The sequence below is a fragment of the Stutzerimonas tianxiuensis genome, from assembly GCF_053470365.1.
On the sequence record NZ_JBPVWS010000009.1, the window covers coordinates 25,044 to 40,044 of the forward strand.

The window sequence follows — 15,001 nt, forward strand, 5'->3', positions numbered from 1 at the left end:
CGCCGCCGCGAGGCTCAAGCGGAAAGCTTCTGGCTGAAATTATCGGCCGGTTTGCCGATATCGAGCCGATCCGCGTTCATCACCTTGTCCCAGGCTTTGACGAAGTCCTGGACGAACTTCTCGTTGCCGTCTGCCATGCCGTAGACCTCGGCTTGGGCACGCAGCTCCGATTGCGCACCGAAGATCAGGTCTACACGGGTGGCGGTCCAGGTGGGCTGGCGGGTCTTGCGGTCGAGCCCTTGATAGCGGTTCTTGTGCTCGGTCGCGACCCACTCGTTCTGCATGCTCAGCAGGTTGACGAAGAAGTCGTTCGACAAGGTGCCCACGCGCTTGGTGAAGACGCCGTCCTGGCCGCCGTCCGCGTTGGTGCCCAGCACGCGCATACCACCCACCAGCACGGTCATTTCCGGCGCGCTGAGCCGAAGCAGATGCGCCTTGTCGACCAGCGCTTCCTCGGGCGCCATGAAGTGCGACTCGTGGTAGTAATTGCGGAACCCATCAGCGACCGGCCGCAGCGCCTCGAAGGATTGCACATCGGTCCACTCTTCCTCGGCGTCCATCCGGCCCGGTGTAAACGGCACGGTGACGTTCACCCCACCCTCCTGTGCCGCTTTTTCAATCGCGGCACAGCCGGCCAGGACGATCAGGTCGGCCATGGAGACCTTCTTGCCGCCGGTGGCCGAGGCGTTGAATTCAGTCTGGATCTCGGTCAGTTTTTCCAGCACGCGAGCCAGCAGCGCCGGATTGTTGGTTTCCCAATCCTTCTGCGGCGCGAAGCGAATGCGTGCACCGTTGGCACCGCCGCGCTTGTCCGAACCGCGATAGGTCGAAGCCGAAGCCCAGGCCACTGACACCAACTCGGACACGGAAAAGCCCATGCCCAGAATCTTCTGCTTCAACGCGGAGATATCAGCCTCATCGATCAACGGATGGTCGCACTCGGGGATCGGGTCCTGCCAGATCTGCGTTTCCTGCGGCACCAGCGGCCCGAGGTAACGACCAACAGGCCCCATGTCGCGGTGGGTCAGCTTGAACCAGGCTTTCGCGAACGCATCCGCGAACTCGTCCGGGTTCTCCAGGAAGCGCCGTGAGATCGGTTCGTAGATCGGATCGAAGCGCAGCGCCAGGTCAGAAGTGAGCATGGTCGGCTTGCGCTTCTTGCCTGGATCGAACGGATCCGGCATGACCTCCGGCGCGTCCTTGGCGACCCATTGGTGCGCTCCGGCCGGGCTCTTGGTCAGCTCCCACTCGAAGTTGAACAGGTTTTCGAAGAAGTAGTTGGACCACTGGGTCGGCGTCTGGCTCCAGATGACTTCGAGGCCGGAGGTGATGGCGTCCGCGCCCGCTCCGGTCTGGAACCGGCTGCGCCAGCCCAGGCCTTGATCTTCGATCACGGCGCCTTCCGGGTCAGGGCCCAGCAGCGAGGGATCGCCTGCACCGTGGGTCTTGCCGAAGGTGTGGCCACCGGCGATCAGCGCAACGGTTTCGTAGTCATCCATCGCCATGCGGGCGAAGGTTTCACGAATGTCGATGGCGGAAGCTTTCGGGTCCGGGTTGCCGTTCGGGCCTTCCGGATTCACGTAGATCAGACCCATCTGCACGGCGCCGAGGCCGGGGTGCAGCTGGCGTTCGCCACTGTAGCGCTCATCACCCAGCCAGGTGCCTTCAGGGCCCCAGAACAGTTCTTCCGGTTCCCAGGTATCGGCACGCCCGCCAGCAAAGCCAAAGGTTTTGAAGCCCATGGACTCCAGCGCCACGTTGCCGGTGAGCACATAGAGGTCGGCCCACGAGAGGTTGCGCCCGTATTTCTGCTTGATCGGCCACAGCAGACGGCGGGCCTTGTCCAGCGAGGCGTTGTCCGGCCAGCTGTTAAGTGGAGCGAAGCGCTGCTGACCGCCGCCGGCACCGCCGCGGCCATCGGTGATGCGGTAGGTCCCGGCGCTGTGCCAGGCGAGCCGGATGAACAGGCCGCCGTAGTGGCCGAAGTCGGCCGGCCACCAGTCCTGGGAGTCGGTCATCAGGGCGTGCAAGTCGGCGATGACCGCGTCGAGATCAAGGGATTCAAACGCAGCGGCGTAGTCGAAATCACCGCCGTAGGGATTGGAGCGCGGCGAGTGCTGGTTGAGTGAAGTGAGGCTCAGCGCCTCGGGCCACCAGTCTTTATTACTCGGACGCTTGCGCGGTGCACCCGCGCCGTGGCCGAACGGGCATCCACCGCCCGCGTTTTCTCCAGTTTCAGCGTTCATATTCTGCTCCTTAGGGTTATGGTTGACGCGTTGACGCGCCGCTGAATAGAACTTAGCACTCGGCCCGAGACTGCCTGAGCTCCCCATCTAGCGGCAGTTTGTCGCCAACGTCGTCAAATCTTCGCTAAAAATTCGCCATAAAGCAGTTTTCCGTACGCCAAAGGCATGCAAAGCGCTGAACAGCAAATTTGCCTATCGCCACGATAGGCTCACCCTCTCCTAGCGCGTGTAAGCGGGAAGTCTTCTTCTGCGTCGCTCGCGTTGAACGCCCGGTACAATGCAGCGATTGACCCACTTGGAGCCCTGCCGATGTTCACCCTCGCCCACCTGGATACCCCACCGCCGGAATCGATGGAGAGCCAGCTGTTGCAGATGGTGGTGGACTATCTCAGCGACGTCAGCCCTGTGTCACTTGCGCCCAGCAACCCGCTGTATCAGCTGTATCAGTACGTTGTGGGTTTCGAAGTGCATCGCTACCTGGACAGCATGGACGGCGCACAGAACGGCAAGCCGGAGCTGATCATGGCGCTGGACGCCGAAGACCCGGCACGCCTGCTCGGTTTTGCCCTGTATCTGCCGTACGTGGACGATCCCGACGCCTGTGCGCTGCTCTATCTGGCGGTGCAGGCCAGCCATCGCCGGCAGGGCATCGGGCGCGCCATGGTCGAAGCGATGCTGGCGCGTTATCCGCATGGGGAAGTGGCGTGCGTGGCCAGCAAGGTGCCGTATTTTCAATCGCTGGGCTTTCAGCCATTGGCGGCTCGCGGCCCTCAGGTCGTCATGAACACCCGAAGCCAGGCGTCCAGCGGCCTGGTGGCAGTGCAGGACCTGGAGCCCATCTTCAAGTCACAGGAAGTTCGCCAGATCCATGGCTACCTGGTCAAACAACACGGCGCGCAAGCCATGAGCGACGCGGAGAAAAGCCGCGATCAACTACTCGATGAGCTGGCTCAACAGGCACTTCATCTGACGCAGACATCCTCGACGGCCAATCGGCTGCATTGATTTGTTTGCGCGTACAGACCCACGTGCCGTTCGGCCGTTTGCTTTCCATCCGATGCCTGACAGGTGCTTCTTAGAGGCGAGGAAACAATTCGGCCGCGGTCGCTGTGCATCCCTTCGCTGACCGGTTCACCGCCTATCCGACTATCCGATCTCTCTGGCAAAACGTGATCCACAGCACCAAATCGATTTGCAAGCCTTGTCCGTATAAGTTCCAAGGTTAATGTGCGCGTGCTGGCAATTTAATAGCTACCCAGCTTCAGCCTTACACTCAGGAACGAGTACATATGTTCAAGCACTTCATGATGAGCGCCGCAGCGCTGAGCTTCGCCGTACTGACCGGCTGCGCGTCGGTACCGATGGAATCTCCTGAGAAGGACTAGGCGTTCAAATCCTTCCCAGCACCACCGAAAGATCAGGCCGGTCTGTATATATTCCGCGACTCGATGCTCGGAGCCGCGCTCAAGAAGTCGGTGAAGATAGACGGGGAAGTCATCGGCGAAACCGCAGCAAACACTTACTTCTACCGCCTCGTCTCGCCGGGCCCGCACACGCTTGCCACCGAATCGGAATTCAGTGATAACCTGCTGGAGCTGAACGCACAAGGCGGCAAAAACCACTATGTTCGTCAGTCAATCAAAATGGGCGTGTTCGTCGGCGGTGCCAAGCTGACCGAAGTAGCTGAAAGCGAAGGCCAGAAAGCCGTAGCGAATACCGAACTCGCTCGCTGATAGCCCCTATCAACGGTCCGCTGCTGATCCAGTTTTCGACTTAAACAATCGATGAAAGCAGATGTAAAAGGCCCCGCAAATGCGGGGCTTTTTATTGTGTATATACAAGCATTGCGCGTTCCCAAAACGAGATGGACAGTTCTACCGTTGCAAAGCCTGACTTGGGTGCTAAACGGTAAAACCTCGCGTCAACGCCAAGCTCGTTAAGTCTTCACACAAGCAAAGATTGCGTTCCCGGACGTCCCGTTCCAGGGCAGGATCTTTTCGTAATCGTGCTCAAGGACGTGGACCTCGAAGTACGGTCGCAACAGCTCGCTCAATTCGGCGAAACTCAGTGCCACCATGGGATGTTCGTCGTTCCATCGCTGACTGTGCCCTGCTGTCTGTTTTTGAATTCGCAGCCTCAACAGTTGCTGATCACCCGTGCCCGGGTAGTACCAGCCAGAGCTGAAGTTGAATATGCCATCGGGGTGGCTCGCGTCGTGCGATACGAATGAATCATTGTCGATGGCATGTTTGTCGACAGCGTTGAAGCAGAACAGGCCACCGGTCGCCAATGCATCGTGCACGCTGGCGATGCAGGCCTTCAATCGTGCGACTTGGCCGCTGTAGTGGATGGAATACAGGAAGCAGGTGATCAGATCGACCGGCTGGCTGACTGCGAAGCCACACATGTCCTGCCGGGAGAAGCGAGCTTCCGGACAGCGTATAGCTGCCCTGTCCAGCATCGGCTGGTTGATGTCGAGCCCGGCGCTTTCAAATCCCGCGTCGATGAAATACCGCACATGAGGACCGGTGCCACAGGCGAGATCCAGGTGCCGGCTGCCGCCATTGCCGAGCAGCTTTTGCAGGCGCTGGATGCAGTGGCTTTGCGCACGGTAGTCGATATCAGCGCACATGAGATCGTAGTAATCCGACAGGTCGGTATAGATGGCGGTGCCGGGCATGATGACCTGAATGAGGTAGGCGTGGAGCGTTGGCGGGCGCGCATCATATCGCCAGTTGGAACCGGCGTCGCGCCGGGCGTGACGCTGTCGATGACGGCACCGAGCGCTATGAAGACGTTAGCCCAGCGAGCTTCAACAAATGTCGACAGCTGGCCTCTCCCCGTAGCCGCTTGTAAGCATCCGAAACACCGCTGATGCAAAACCGCAGATTCCTCATCGACGCTTGGTGGGCGCGCAAGCGGTCGAACAATGCCCGCATGCAAGATGAAACGACCGGCGGGTAGATCGAAGAGTTTTTCAAGGAACTCCCAAGTCCACCGCACGCCCAAACTTGTAAGCGAGCTGGATAGTTTCAAGCGAAATGCAGTTCGTTTCCCCGAAATCGCAAGCGGAGGAGACATAGATGAACTTCAAGCAATCGACTTCCCTATCGGCAGCAGTATTGGCCGCATCCCTCGCCATGGGGCTGCCCACCGCGGCGGTCGCCCAGCAGGCGAACCAGACGGCTCAAGCAGGCCAAAAGGCCGGCGCTGGTATGCAAACCATCTCCGTCGGTCATAACGTGGTAGATGCGGTGGATGATGTCCGCGAAACCGCGGTTGACTTCGTTGGCGCGCTGCTTATGGCAGAAGAGGGTCTGGGCCTGGGCAACTGGGAGCAGCAGGAAAAGCGGCTTTCGAAAATCGAAGAACAGCTACAGCAGATGGAAACTGTGCTGGACGAAAAAGCGGAAGCCACGGACCAGGAATGGCTGGACTGGATGGGTGGCCCAGAGTACAGCGTGACGGTCACCAAGCAGGTCAAGAGCCTGGGCGCTCACCTTGAGCAGGTCTCCAGCATTCTCGCTGAGAACTGGCAAACCAAGGGCATTCAGGTGCTGACCGGCAATAACGTGTTGGAGCAGCTGCGCGACCTGCGCGAGACCACCAGTGATCTGCTCAACTCCATGGAGCGAGCGGGTAATAACTATGGCTGGACAGCCGATCCGAAGCAGTTCAAGCAGGCGCGAGATCGCCTGGAGAAGCTGTCGAAGGACATTGATCAACCTCTGATGATGTCCGATGCCGATTGGCGCAGCTATCTTGAGTCCGACCGTTTCCACGTGGTCATCCACGACAACGTGTCGACCTTGGCCGACATCCTGCAGAACCTGACCACGCCAACCAAGGGCTAATCAGCCTCTTGATCATCGGGGCCGCGGCGGTATCTTCGGGTACTGCTGCGGCTCTGATTCGACTCAAGCGTGCGTAGGCACAGCTGCTCCATGCACTCAGCCCACTCGGTCATTCGATCCGCTTCGAGCTGCACCAGCATCGCGTAACGACGCCCGCCCCACAGCGAAAGATGAAGCGCTTCCAGGGCCGCAGCCGAAGGGCGCAGCGGCAGGTCGGTCGCGGCGTCAATGACTCGGTGCCAGGCGCCCAATAAGTCCTCATAAACCCGGCGCTGATGCTTGGGCTCGGCGACCAGCGTTTCCAGTTCGAGCATGTCCGGGTGAAACCAGGGCAGCTGTGGTTCGACGCCGGCCAGCGTACGTACCAGCCGCCCAATTCGCTCGGGCCAGGCAAGCGCCATGGGCGCTACCGCTTGCGCGTCGATGGTATCAAGCATCTGCTCAACGCAATAGCGCACATAGCCCGAGTGCAACGCGTGCTTGCTGGGGAAGTAGTCGTACAGGGTTCCAATGGCCACGCCGGCTTCCAGAGCGACCGCGCGGGTCGTCAATCGAGACCAGCCATCGCGCTGCCATATCCGAACATAGCTGTCGAAAATCGCCTGAACGGTGACCTTGGCCCGCTCCTGGGTAGGCCGTTTGAGCGGCTTGGCGCTCGGCGATGGTGTCTTCATGGAATCCGAACCCGGCGGTTAAACGAAAGGGCTACAGTCAATGCCGTCCATTTACGAAGCCAAGGTGCCATTGATGAGCGTCATTCGCCAGTTGCAAAACAACAAGAAAGACATGGAGCAGAGCCGCATACAGACCGAGCCGATGCCGGAGCTGAAACCCGGCGAAGCCCTGCTGCGGATCAGCCGACTGGCGCTGACCACCAATAACGTCACCTATGCAGCCTTTGGCGAAACCCCTCACCTGCGCTACTGGGACTTCTTTCCGACTGGCGATGCCGAGTGGTTTCACATGCCGGCCTGGGGCTTCGCCGAGGTCGTGGAGAGCACTGTCGATGGCCTGGCAAAGGGCGAGCGCTTCTATGGTTTTTGGCCAATCGCCAGCCATCTGGTCATGCAGCCGGTGCGGGTCACTGATCGGGGCTTCTATGACGGCGCCGAACACCGGCTCGAACTGACCTCTGCTTACAATCAGTACCAGCGCATCAGCAGCGACGACGCCTATCGCGCTGAGAGCGAGAACTACCAGATGCTGTTGCGCCCGCTGTTCATCACCTCGTTCATGCTGGCCGACTTCCTCGACGACAACGCCTTTTTTGGTGCGCGTCAGATCGTGATGTCCAGCGCCTCGAGCAAGACCGCGTATGGCACCGCGTTCTGCCTGCAGGACAACCCGGTCGTGCAAGTCATTGGCCTGACATCCTCGGGCAATACCCGCTTCGTGCAGCAGCTGGGCTGCTATCGCCAAGCCGTTGGCTACGACCAGCTCGCTTCGCTGGACCCCGGCGTGCCCACCCTCTACGTCGACTTTTCCGGCAGCGCCAGTCTTCGCCAGCAGATCCATAGCCATTTCAAAGACGCCCTGGTGTACGACTGCTACGCCGGCTCAGCCCAGAACCATGAATACAGCGAGCCTGATCAGGCGCTGACCGGGCCGCAACCACAGCCCTATTTCGCGCCCTACCAGATCAAGAAGCGCAACGCTGATTGGGGCGCCGCCGAGGTAACCCGTCGCTTCAACGAGGCGCAACTGGCCTTCATCGCCCGGGTAAGCGATGCGCAGCAGCCCTGGATGCAGGTCAACGAACACGCCGGTCTCGAAGCCGCACAAACGCTGGCCGAAGCCCTGATCAAAGGCGATATCAACCCGTTGGAAGGCCACGCTGTGGTCCTCGACTGAGCACATCCGGCTAGCGTGATGCCACGCCAGCCGGATGCAGCACGCTGCTGCGGCTGGCGAATCCCGAGCCACTCGCAGCGTCACTGTCGAACTCATACCAGGGATCGACGATGACCGGCGACGAGATCAGCAATACGTACCAAGGCAACATCGCTTGTTTGAACTGCTTGAGAGCCCGTACACCTGTCCGATAGATGCACGAGCGCGGGGTTACAGTCGGTTGTCGTGCAAGCCGGCGTAAAGGCGGGTCATTTCGTTGAGCTGACGAAACATTGACTCAGCATTCACGGCGACGATGGTGGGCACGAACTGCTTGGAGGTGAAGGCCTTGCTCGCGAACTTCCAACGGGCGTCGGTCTTGCGCAGGGCTTCAGCGATTTCCTGGTTAGGTGCGTCGCTGGCTTGCAGCTCGGCCATGATGGCGCCGAACTCCTCCACCGAAGCAGCAAAGTCTTTTTCCAGGGCCGGGTCCTGCACTCCCCAGGCACGGGCCATGTAGAACATGGCGGTGCGCTGCGTCAGTACGCGGTTCCAGCCACTGCGGTTGATTGAATGCGAGGCCACGTCGCCATTGTGTTGTTCGAACAGGTCGGTGACTTGCTGCGTCTGGCGAACCAGCTCTTCGGCCTTCGCCAGTACGAGCGGAGCCTGGGCCTTGTCCGGCGTACTGGCCGCCAGAGCGCGGTAATCGGCCCAGGTGCGCTCCACGTCGTTCAACGCAACGCGAATGGCGTCACTCGGCGCAGCCGCCTTGAGCTGGGCATGGTGATCTTCGAACAAGGCCAGGCTTGCGGCACGTTGTTTAGTGGCTTCGTCCACTTTCACGCCGGCTCCGATCATGAGGTAATCCTTGGCCACGATCTGCCCTAGGCTGCGCTGCAGACCGGCCATGTTCATGATTTCCAAAGGTGCTATATCCGCCCAGCACGTCGCACTCAGCAGACTGCAACCCAATAGCAGCGCGCGCAGAGATTTCTTGATCAACACGGTAAATCCTTTCTGGCTTTGAAGATGAGCGCAGGCCGCATCTGCGACCAGCGTCTGAGCCCGCCGCAAACAATCGCGTTGATGCACCGCTCAGAGCGCTATTGGATTCGCGCTACCTTTCTCTAACCTTGCAAAGGTCAAAAGCGGCGGCGTGGAGTGATGGAAGTGTGACGCGATGCACCATAAAACAAAGCGCGAGAAGCAAGCAGCCAAAGCTACCATCCCGTTGCACCCCCAAAATGCCCATTCCTGACGTCCACCTGCGGGCTTGGGTGAATTGATCCAAAGGCTGTTTCAATGAAAGCACTACGCAGGCTTTTACAATTAATCATCTTGGGTGCGGGAGGGATTACGCTTGCAGCGCTCATGTCAAACCCAACGGCCCGATTCTCTGACATCGCCGTTTTCTTGGGATTCGTAACCTTTCTACTCGCCTTGACCATGGTGCTGAAAGGGCATACCGAAAAACGGTTAAATTCAGATTGCGAGCCCAGCCTGAGACCAATAGGGATGGTCTTGATCCTACTGGGTGCATTTGGCATGTTTTATGGGATGGGCTTTCTTGCTGACAGGCAATCACTGCCGGACGGAAGCGGCCGATGCGGATCTATTTGCGGTCTCATTCTTCTCGCTACTCAATTGTTTGGTGAGTCAGTCGCACGATTTGCGGCGTTTTGCCTCTGGGCAGGGCTGGGCCTGTTTTTTTGTTTTATCGGTTTCCAGATGGCGAAAACAAAACCCGCCTGAGGATACGCATGAGTTCACTTACTCCCCCCGCCTGCGCGACGTACGTCTCGGCTGCAGCTGGTCCAGCGCACCTGAGTTCTGCCTCGCCCAGTCGTAGATCATCTCGATGGGTTGGACCATAAGCTTGCCCAGTGGCGAGAGTGCATAGCTCACGGCAGGCGGTACTGTATCGAGCGTATGTCGTTCGATCAGCCCGCTGCCCTCCAGCTCACGCAGCGTCTGGATCAGCATTTTCTTGGATATACCCGGCAGGCTTCGATGCAACGCGCCGCTGCGCGCGGTGCCGTCGTGACGGGCATGCAGGGTGTGCAGAATCATGCTGGTCCACTTGGTCGAGAAGATCTCGAGCACGCGTCTTGGGGCGCAGTCTTCGCGCCATTGTCCTTCGTCAGAGCCGGGTTGCATGGGGGATGGTTACCATTTGGTGCCGACTTGGATCGGCATTTTCGAGTGGGTAAGGTGCAGGCCTGTTTCGTTTTTGGGGTCTGAAGATGACAAATCAAGCACTGGTGGTCGGCGCGAGTGGAATCGTGGGTAGCGCGGTGTCTAGCCTGCTGGCCAAAGAAGGCTGGGCGGTCGCCGGGCTCGCGCGTCGGCCGAGTCAGGAATCCGGGGTTACTCCGATCAGTGCAGACCTGCTGGACCCGACGGCCCTGTCTTCGGCGCTGGCCGACGTTTCGCCCACTCACCTCTTTCTGACCACCTGGGCTCGCCAGGCCACCGAGGCGGAGAACATACGCGTGAATGCGCAGATGATTCGAAACGTACTCGAAGCCGTCCGCAGCTCCCACTCGGTTCGCCACGTCGCGCTAGTCACCGGCCTCAAGCACTACCTTGGCCCGTTTGAAGCCTACGGCAAAGGCTCGCTGCCGCAGACGCCGTTTCGTGAAGAACAAGGGCGGCTCGACGTCGAGAATTTCTACTACGCCCAGGAAGACGAGGTATTTGCCGCAGCAAAGCGTGACGGCTTCAGTTGGAGCGTTCACCGCCCCCACACCGTCACCGGAATCGCAGTCGGCAACGCAATGAACATGGCAACGACGCTGGCCGTGTACGCCTCGATCTGCCGTCAGACCGGTCGGCCCTTCCGCTTTCCGGGCTCGGAAGTCCAGTGGAACAGCCTGACCGACATGACGGATGCAGGCCAGCTGGCCCGGCACCTGCACTGGGCTTCGACTACACCGGCCGCCGCCAACCGGGCCTTCAACATCGTCAACGGTGACGTGTTCCGCTGGAAGTGGATGTGGTCTCGCATTGCCGAGTGGTTTGGCATCGAAGCGGCGCCATTCGATGGCCAGCCCGCTCCGCTGGAACAACAGATGGCGGGCGATGCGCCGATATGGGCTGAGATGGCTAAACAGTTCGAACTGGCCGAGGCGGACATAGGCAAATTGATTTCGCCGTGGCACACCGATGCCGACCTGGGTCGGCCTATCGAGGTGGTGACAGACATGTCGAAGAGTCGAAAGCTTGGCTTTCTGGATTACCAGGCGAGTGACGATGCGTTCTACGAGGTTTTTGCCAAACTGCGTGCGAGCAAGCTCATTCCCTGATCGCGACAAGGCAACCGGCTGGAGACGAGACTGTCCCGTATACTCGCGCGTTTTCCGCGCGAGTCTTTTCCAGTGAGCAACAAACGTTACGCCTGCATCGGCTTGAGCAATCCGAAGTCGCCTTCCAATGTCGGCGCAATCATGCGGGCAGCAGGCTGCTATGGCGCGGCGTCGGTGTTCTACACCGGCACTCGCTACGACCGAGCCAAGGATTTCATCACTGACACCAAGAAAGTCCATCAGGACATTCCGCTGATCAACATCGATGATCTGCGCAAGATCCTGCCGCTCGGCTGCGTGCCGGTCGCCGTGGAATTGGTCGAAGGTGCGCGAGCCCTTCCTGAATACACCCATCCGGATCGCGCGCTGTACATCTTCGGCGCAGAAGATGGGTCACTGAGCAAAGAGATCCGTGACTGGTGCGAGGACGTGATCTATATCCCCACCAACGGTTGCATGAACCTCGCTGCAACGGTCAACGTGGTGCTCTACGACCGCTTGGCCAAGGGCAACAACACCCGCTCCGGCCCCGGTTTTGGAGCGGCGCCTAAACCCTGTTGATCCGCTGCCGAAGATTCACTCCCAGATAGAGAAGCCCGCACTCGCTTGGCGTTTCAGGAGATATCGATCTGATACCGAAACCCCTCGGCCGCGGCACGGGTGAGGCGGTATTCCAACGGTGATCGGTCGTAGCCCAAGGCGATGCGCTCGATGGTGACGACCGGGGCGCCCTCTTCGATCGAAAGGGTTGCAGCCATGTCGCCGTCGGCCGCGCCAACGGTGAGGGTTTCCTTAGCCGAGGCTATGCACTGGCCACATTGCCGCTCGTAGAACGGATAGAGCAGCTCTCCAAAGTCCTCGGGGTCGACATCCATCAGCGCACCGAAACGATTGGCCGGAAGCCAGATATCTTCGTGAAACAGCGTGCGGCCTTCGATCATGCGCAGGCGCTCCATGTGCACGACCTGCTCGCCCTTGCCCAATTCCAAAGCGTTGGTGACCCCCTGCGACGGCTTTTGCAGCGTCTTGGAGAGGATGCGGCTGGTGGGGATTTCCCGTCCGCCACTGGCATCTACCTGACGAAAGAAGCGCGCCAGCGAGGCATCGAAGTTCGGGCGGCGCACGAAGGTGCCACGGCCTTGACTGCGCAACAGCAGCCCCTCGTTGACCAGCGTATCCACCGCCTTGCGCACCGTGCCGATGGCTACGCCGTAATGCCGGGTCAGCTCAGCTTCGGTGGGAATGGGTGCGCCGGGCGTCCATTCCCCAGCTGCGATCTTGGCCAGCATTTCTTCTCTCAGGCGCTGATAGAGCGGCAGGCGCTCGTCATATCCGAGTGTCGAGGTGTTCATCTATTTATCAGTCCATATCCGAGGCGCAGCCACTTTATCACTGCGGTGTCGATTGACAGATATCCAGCATTGCAGATATGGTCATACATTCATATATATGACTAGTTATCCAGCTTGAGTGTCAGCGCTGATTAGGCTCGCGTCTTGGCCTGCCGTCTACGTCAGTCACATCAACAATCGACCAGGGTCTTTGCTTATGGATCGCCTCCTTTCGCCCGGACTGCACGGCATAGATGCACACGCGCACATCTTCCGCCAGGATCTGCCAATGGTGCCAGGGCGCCGCTACAGCCCGCACTACGATGCGCTGATCGAGCACTACCTCGCACACCTCGACCGTCATGGCCTGGCCCACGGCGTGCTGATCCAGCCCAGTTTTCTCGGTACCGACAACAGCCACCTGCTCGAGGCGCTACGCCGTTATCCGCAGCGGCTACGTGCCGTGGCGGTAGTCGAGCCGGACGTCAGCGAGGCGCAGCTGGACGAACTGGGTGAGGCCGGCGTCGTGGGTGTTCGTCTGAACCTCATCGGCAAGAAATTGGCCGATTACCGTGGCTACGCCTGGAGCGCCTTGTTCCAGCGATTGGCCCAGCGTGGCTGGCAGGTCGAGATTCAGCGCGGCATCGATGACGTGGTATTGATCGTTCCGGCCATCCTGGCCTGCGGCGTCGACGTGGTGATCGATCACTTCGGCCTGCCCATTGGCGGCATCGACAGCACCAAGCCCAACCATGTGGCCTTTCTCTCGTTGCTCGGCGACGAGCGCGTATGGCTCAAGCTGTCTGCGCCCTACCGCAGCCAGTCGGATCTGGCTCAGGCACAGCGGGTTCTGGCGCAAGTGCGCGAGGCCGGCGGGGGTCTCTCGCGTTTCATCTGGGGCAGCGACTGGCCCAACACCCAGTTCGAGGATCAGACCGACTACGACCGACAGGTCGCCTTCATCGCGGCGCTGTTACCGGACCTGAACGAACGCGCCCAGGTACTGCTGGATAACCCGACAAAGCTGTTCGGCTTCGGCGTTTCCCGCTAAACGATCCATAACAACAATAGGACTTCTCTCATGATGAGCCTGCTTGTCGTCGCGGCAATCGTGGTTGCCGTCGCCCTTGGCTACAAGACCAAGATCAACATCGGTCTGTTCGCCATCGCCTTTGCCTACCTGATCGGCTGTTTCGGAATGGGGCTCAGCCCTTCCGAAGTCATCAGCATGTGGCCGCTGAAGATCTTCTTCATCATCTTCGCGGTATGCCTGTTCTACAGTTTCGCCACCGTCAACGGCACGCTGGAAAAGCTGGCCGAGCATCTGATCTACCGCTGCCGAACAATGCCCCAGCTGCTGCCCTTCGCAGTCTTCTTCACCGCCACGGTGATTTCGGCAATGGGCGCGGGTTATTACACGGTGCTGGCATTCATGGCGCCAATCACCCTGCTGCTGTGCGAGCGCACCGGGATGAGTCTGATCACCGGAGGCATGGCGGTGAACTACGGGGCCTTGAGCGGGGCGAACTTCGTCTCCAGCCAAAGCGGCATCATCTTTCGCGGCCTGATGGTCAACGCCGGAATCCCGGAAAACGAGGCCTTCATCAACGCCGCGGCGATCTTCGTCAGCACCCTGGTGGTTCCGTTGGTGGTGATCTCCATGCTGGTGTTCTTCACGGGACACGGCAAGGCGATGAAGGCTACGGCGTACGTGGCAGCCGAGCCAACGCCGCTGAACAGCGAACAGAAGATTACCCTGTGGCTGACGCTGACCATGATGGCCATCGTTCTGGCAGCGCCCATCACCCAGATCGCCTTCCCGGATAACGCGACGGTCAGCTTCATCAACTCGAAAATGGACATCGGCCTGATCGCCAGCCTGTTCTCCGTGATCGCCCTATTGCTCAAACTGGGCGACGAGCGCAAGGCCATGGCCTCGGTGCCCTGGGCAACGCTGATCATGATCTGCGGCGTGGGCATGCTCATCTCGGTCGCGATCAAGGCCGGGACCATCGACCTGCTCGCCTCCTGGATGGGAAACAGCATTCCGCCGATCATGGTGCCGATCGTCTTCGGTATCGTCGCAGCCTTCATGTCGCTGTTCTCCAGCACACTGGGCGTGGTGACACCGGCCCTGTTCCCGATGGTGCCGCCAATTGCCGCGGCGCTCGGGGTCGACCCGATGGTGCTTTTCGTTGCCATCGTGGTCGGCGCGCAGGCCACTTCGATCTCGCCATTCTCCTCCGGTGGCAGCCTCATCCTCGGCTCATGCCCCACGGGGCAAAGCCGCACTTCACTGTTCCCACAACTCTTGTTTCGAGCGGCGCCCCTGGGCTTCGTTGCCGCCCTGGTATTCAACGCGTTGCTGACATTCGTCTACTGACGACGTCGCCATGGCCCGGACAGCGGGTCATGGGCAGAGACGCCACACG

At 59.9% G+C, this 15,001-nt stretch carries 15 protein-coding genes and 1 pseudogene; 9 read left to right on the forward strand and 7 right to left on the reverse strand.

Translation table 11 applies throughout. From position 1 onward, the window contains the following. Nucleotides 1–14 precede the first annotated feature (14 nt). A complete protein-coding gene (gene katG / locus ACSSNI_RS12810) occupies nucleotides 15–2,246 on the reverse strand; it encodes a catalase/peroxidase HPI (protein WP_200639143.1) in 2,232 nt (743 codons plus the stop codon). Between the two features lie 309 nt (nucleotides 2,247–2,555). On the opposite strand from katG, the gene ACSSNI_RS12815 reads away from it, so the two are divergent. Both ACSSNI_RS12815 and ACSSNI_RS12820 read left to right on the forward strand, forming a co-directional pair. Next, nucleotides 2,556–3,251, forward strand: a complete 696-nt coding sequence (locus ACSSNI_RS12815) for a GNAT family N-acetyltransferase (RefSeq protein ID WP_200639141.1) — start codon at nucleotides 2,556–2,558, stop codon at nucleotides 3,249–3,251. A gap of 419 nt (nucleotides 3,252–3,670) precedes the next feature. Beyond that, nucleotides 3,671–3,979: pseudogene (locus ACSSNI_RS12820) on the forward strand (DUF2846 domain-containing protein); the annotation flags it as partial. A 203-nt stretch (nucleotides 3,980–4,182) separates the two neighbouring features. Here the strand turns inward: ACSSNI_RS12820 and ACSSNI_RS12825 are convergent. Next, complete coding sequence (locus tag ACSSNI_RS12825) at nucleotides 4,183–4,926, reverse strand: class I SAM-dependent DNA methyltransferase (protein WP_200639139.1); 744 nt, start codon at nucleotides 4,924–4,926, stop codon at nucleotides 4,183–4,185. 403 nt (nucleotides 4,927–5,329) lie between these two features. Between ACSSNI_RS12825 and ACSSNI_RS12830 the strand changes: the two genes are divergently transcribed. Further along, nucleotides 5,330–6,100, forward strand: coding sequence for a hypothetical protein (locus ACSSNI_RS12830; RefSeq protein WP_200639137.1), 771 nt, complete (start codon nucleotides 5,330–5,332; stop codon nucleotides 6,098–6,100). Here the strand turns inward: ACSSNI_RS12830 and ACSSNI_RS12835 are convergent. Beyond that, nucleotides 6,097–6,774 (reverse strand): TetR/AcrR family transcriptional regulator, encoded by a 678-nt coding sequence (locus ACSSNI_RS12835; protein ID WP_234484551.1) that lies wholly within the window; start codon nucleotides 6,772–6,774, stop codon nucleotides 6,097–6,099. The genes ACSSNI_RS12830 and ACSSNI_RS12835 overlap by 4 nt on opposite strands. Nucleotides 6,775–6,847: 73 nt before the next feature. Here ACSSNI_RS12835 and ACSSNI_RS12840 point away from each other — a divergent pair, with 73 nt between their 5' ends. Continuing rightward, entirely contained in the window at nucleotides 6,848–7,951 is a 1,104-nt protein-coding gene (locus tag ACSSNI_RS12840; protein ID WP_200639768.1) for a DUF2855 family protein, read from the forward strand. Between the two features lie 10 nt (nucleotides 7,952–7,961). Here ACSSNI_RS12840 and ACSSNI_RS12845 read toward each other — a convergent pair whose 3' ends face one another. Together ACSSNI_RS12845 and ACSSNI_RS12850 are read right to left on the reverse strand one after the other, a co-directional pair. After that, the gene (locus ACSSNI_RS12845) at nucleotides 7,962–8,102 is read right to left on the reverse strand and encodes a hypothetical protein (RefSeq protein ID WP_200639135.1); all 141 of its coding nucleotides are present in this window, start codon (nucleotides 8,100–8,102) and stop codon (nucleotides 7,962–7,964) included. 59 nt (nucleotides 8,103–8,161) lie between these two features. Beyond that, nucleotides 8,162–8,935 (reverse strand): type IV pili methyl-accepting chemotaxis transducer N-terminal domain-containing protein, encoded by a 774-nt coding sequence (locus tag ACSSNI_RS12850; protein WP_200639133.1) that lies wholly within the window; start codon nucleotides 8,933–8,935, stop codon nucleotides 8,162–8,164. A gap of 300 nt (nucleotides 8,936–9,235) precedes the next feature. On the opposite strand from ACSSNI_RS12850, the gene ACSSNI_RS12855 reads away from it, so the two are divergent. Then, on the forward strand, nucleotides 9,236–9,685 hold the full coding sequence (locus ACSSNI_RS12855; RefSeq protein ID WP_200639131.1) for a hypothetical protein: 450 nt from the start codon (nucleotides 9,236–9,238) through the stop codon (nucleotides 9,683–9,685). Between the two features lie 18 nt (nucleotides 9,686–9,703). Here the strand turns inward: ACSSNI_RS12855 and ACSSNI_RS12860 are convergent, their stop codons facing one another. After that, nucleotides 9,704–10,090 (reverse strand): winged helix-turn-helix transcriptional regulator, encoded by a 387-nt coding sequence (locus ACSSNI_RS12860; RefSeq protein ID WP_200639129.1) that lies wholly within the window; start codon nucleotides 10,088–10,090, stop codon nucleotides 9,704–9,706. A gap of 86 nt (nucleotides 10,091–10,176) precedes the next feature. On the opposite strand from ACSSNI_RS12860, the gene ACSSNI_RS12865 reads away from it, so the two are divergent. Next, nucleotides 10,177–11,238 carry an SDR family oxidoreductase gene (locus ACSSNI_RS12865; protein WP_200639127.1) on the forward strand — a complete coding sequence of 354 codons (1,062 nt, stop codon included), beginning with the start codon at nucleotides 10,177–10,179 and terminating at the stop codon, nucleotides 11,236–11,238. Between the two features lie 72 nt (nucleotides 11,239–11,310). After that, a complete protein-coding gene (locus ACSSNI_RS12870; protein ID WP_200639125.1) occupies nucleotides 11,311–11,799 on the forward strand; it encodes an RNA methyltransferase in 489 nt (162 codons plus the stop codon). A 53-nt stretch (nucleotides 11,800–11,852) separates the two neighbouring features. On the opposite strand, the gene ACSSNI_RS12875 is transcribed toward ACSSNI_RS12870, so the two are convergent. Next, nucleotides 11,853–12,590: a GntR family transcriptional regulator gene (locus tag ACSSNI_RS12875; protein ID WP_159967565.1), complete on the reverse strand. Its 738-nt coding sequence runs from the start codon at nucleotides 12,588–12,590 to the stop codon at nucleotides 11,853–11,855. Nucleotides 12,591–12,786: 196 nt separating this feature from the next. Between ACSSNI_RS12875 and ACSSNI_RS12880 the strand changes: the two genes are divergently transcribed. Then, nucleotides 12,787–13,620 (forward strand): amidohydrolase family protein, encoded by an 834-nt coding sequence (locus ACSSNI_RS12880; RefSeq protein WP_200639123.1) that lies wholly within the window; start codon nucleotides 12,787–12,789, stop codon nucleotides 13,618–13,620. Between the two features lie 30 nt (nucleotides 13,621–13,650). Further along, nucleotides 13,651–14,952, forward strand: coding sequence for an SLC13 family permease (locus ACSSNI_RS12885; protein ID WP_234484550.1), 1,302 nt, complete (start codon nucleotides 13,651–13,653; stop codon nucleotides 14,950–14,952). Nucleotides 14,953–15,001: the final 49 nt, after the last annotated feature.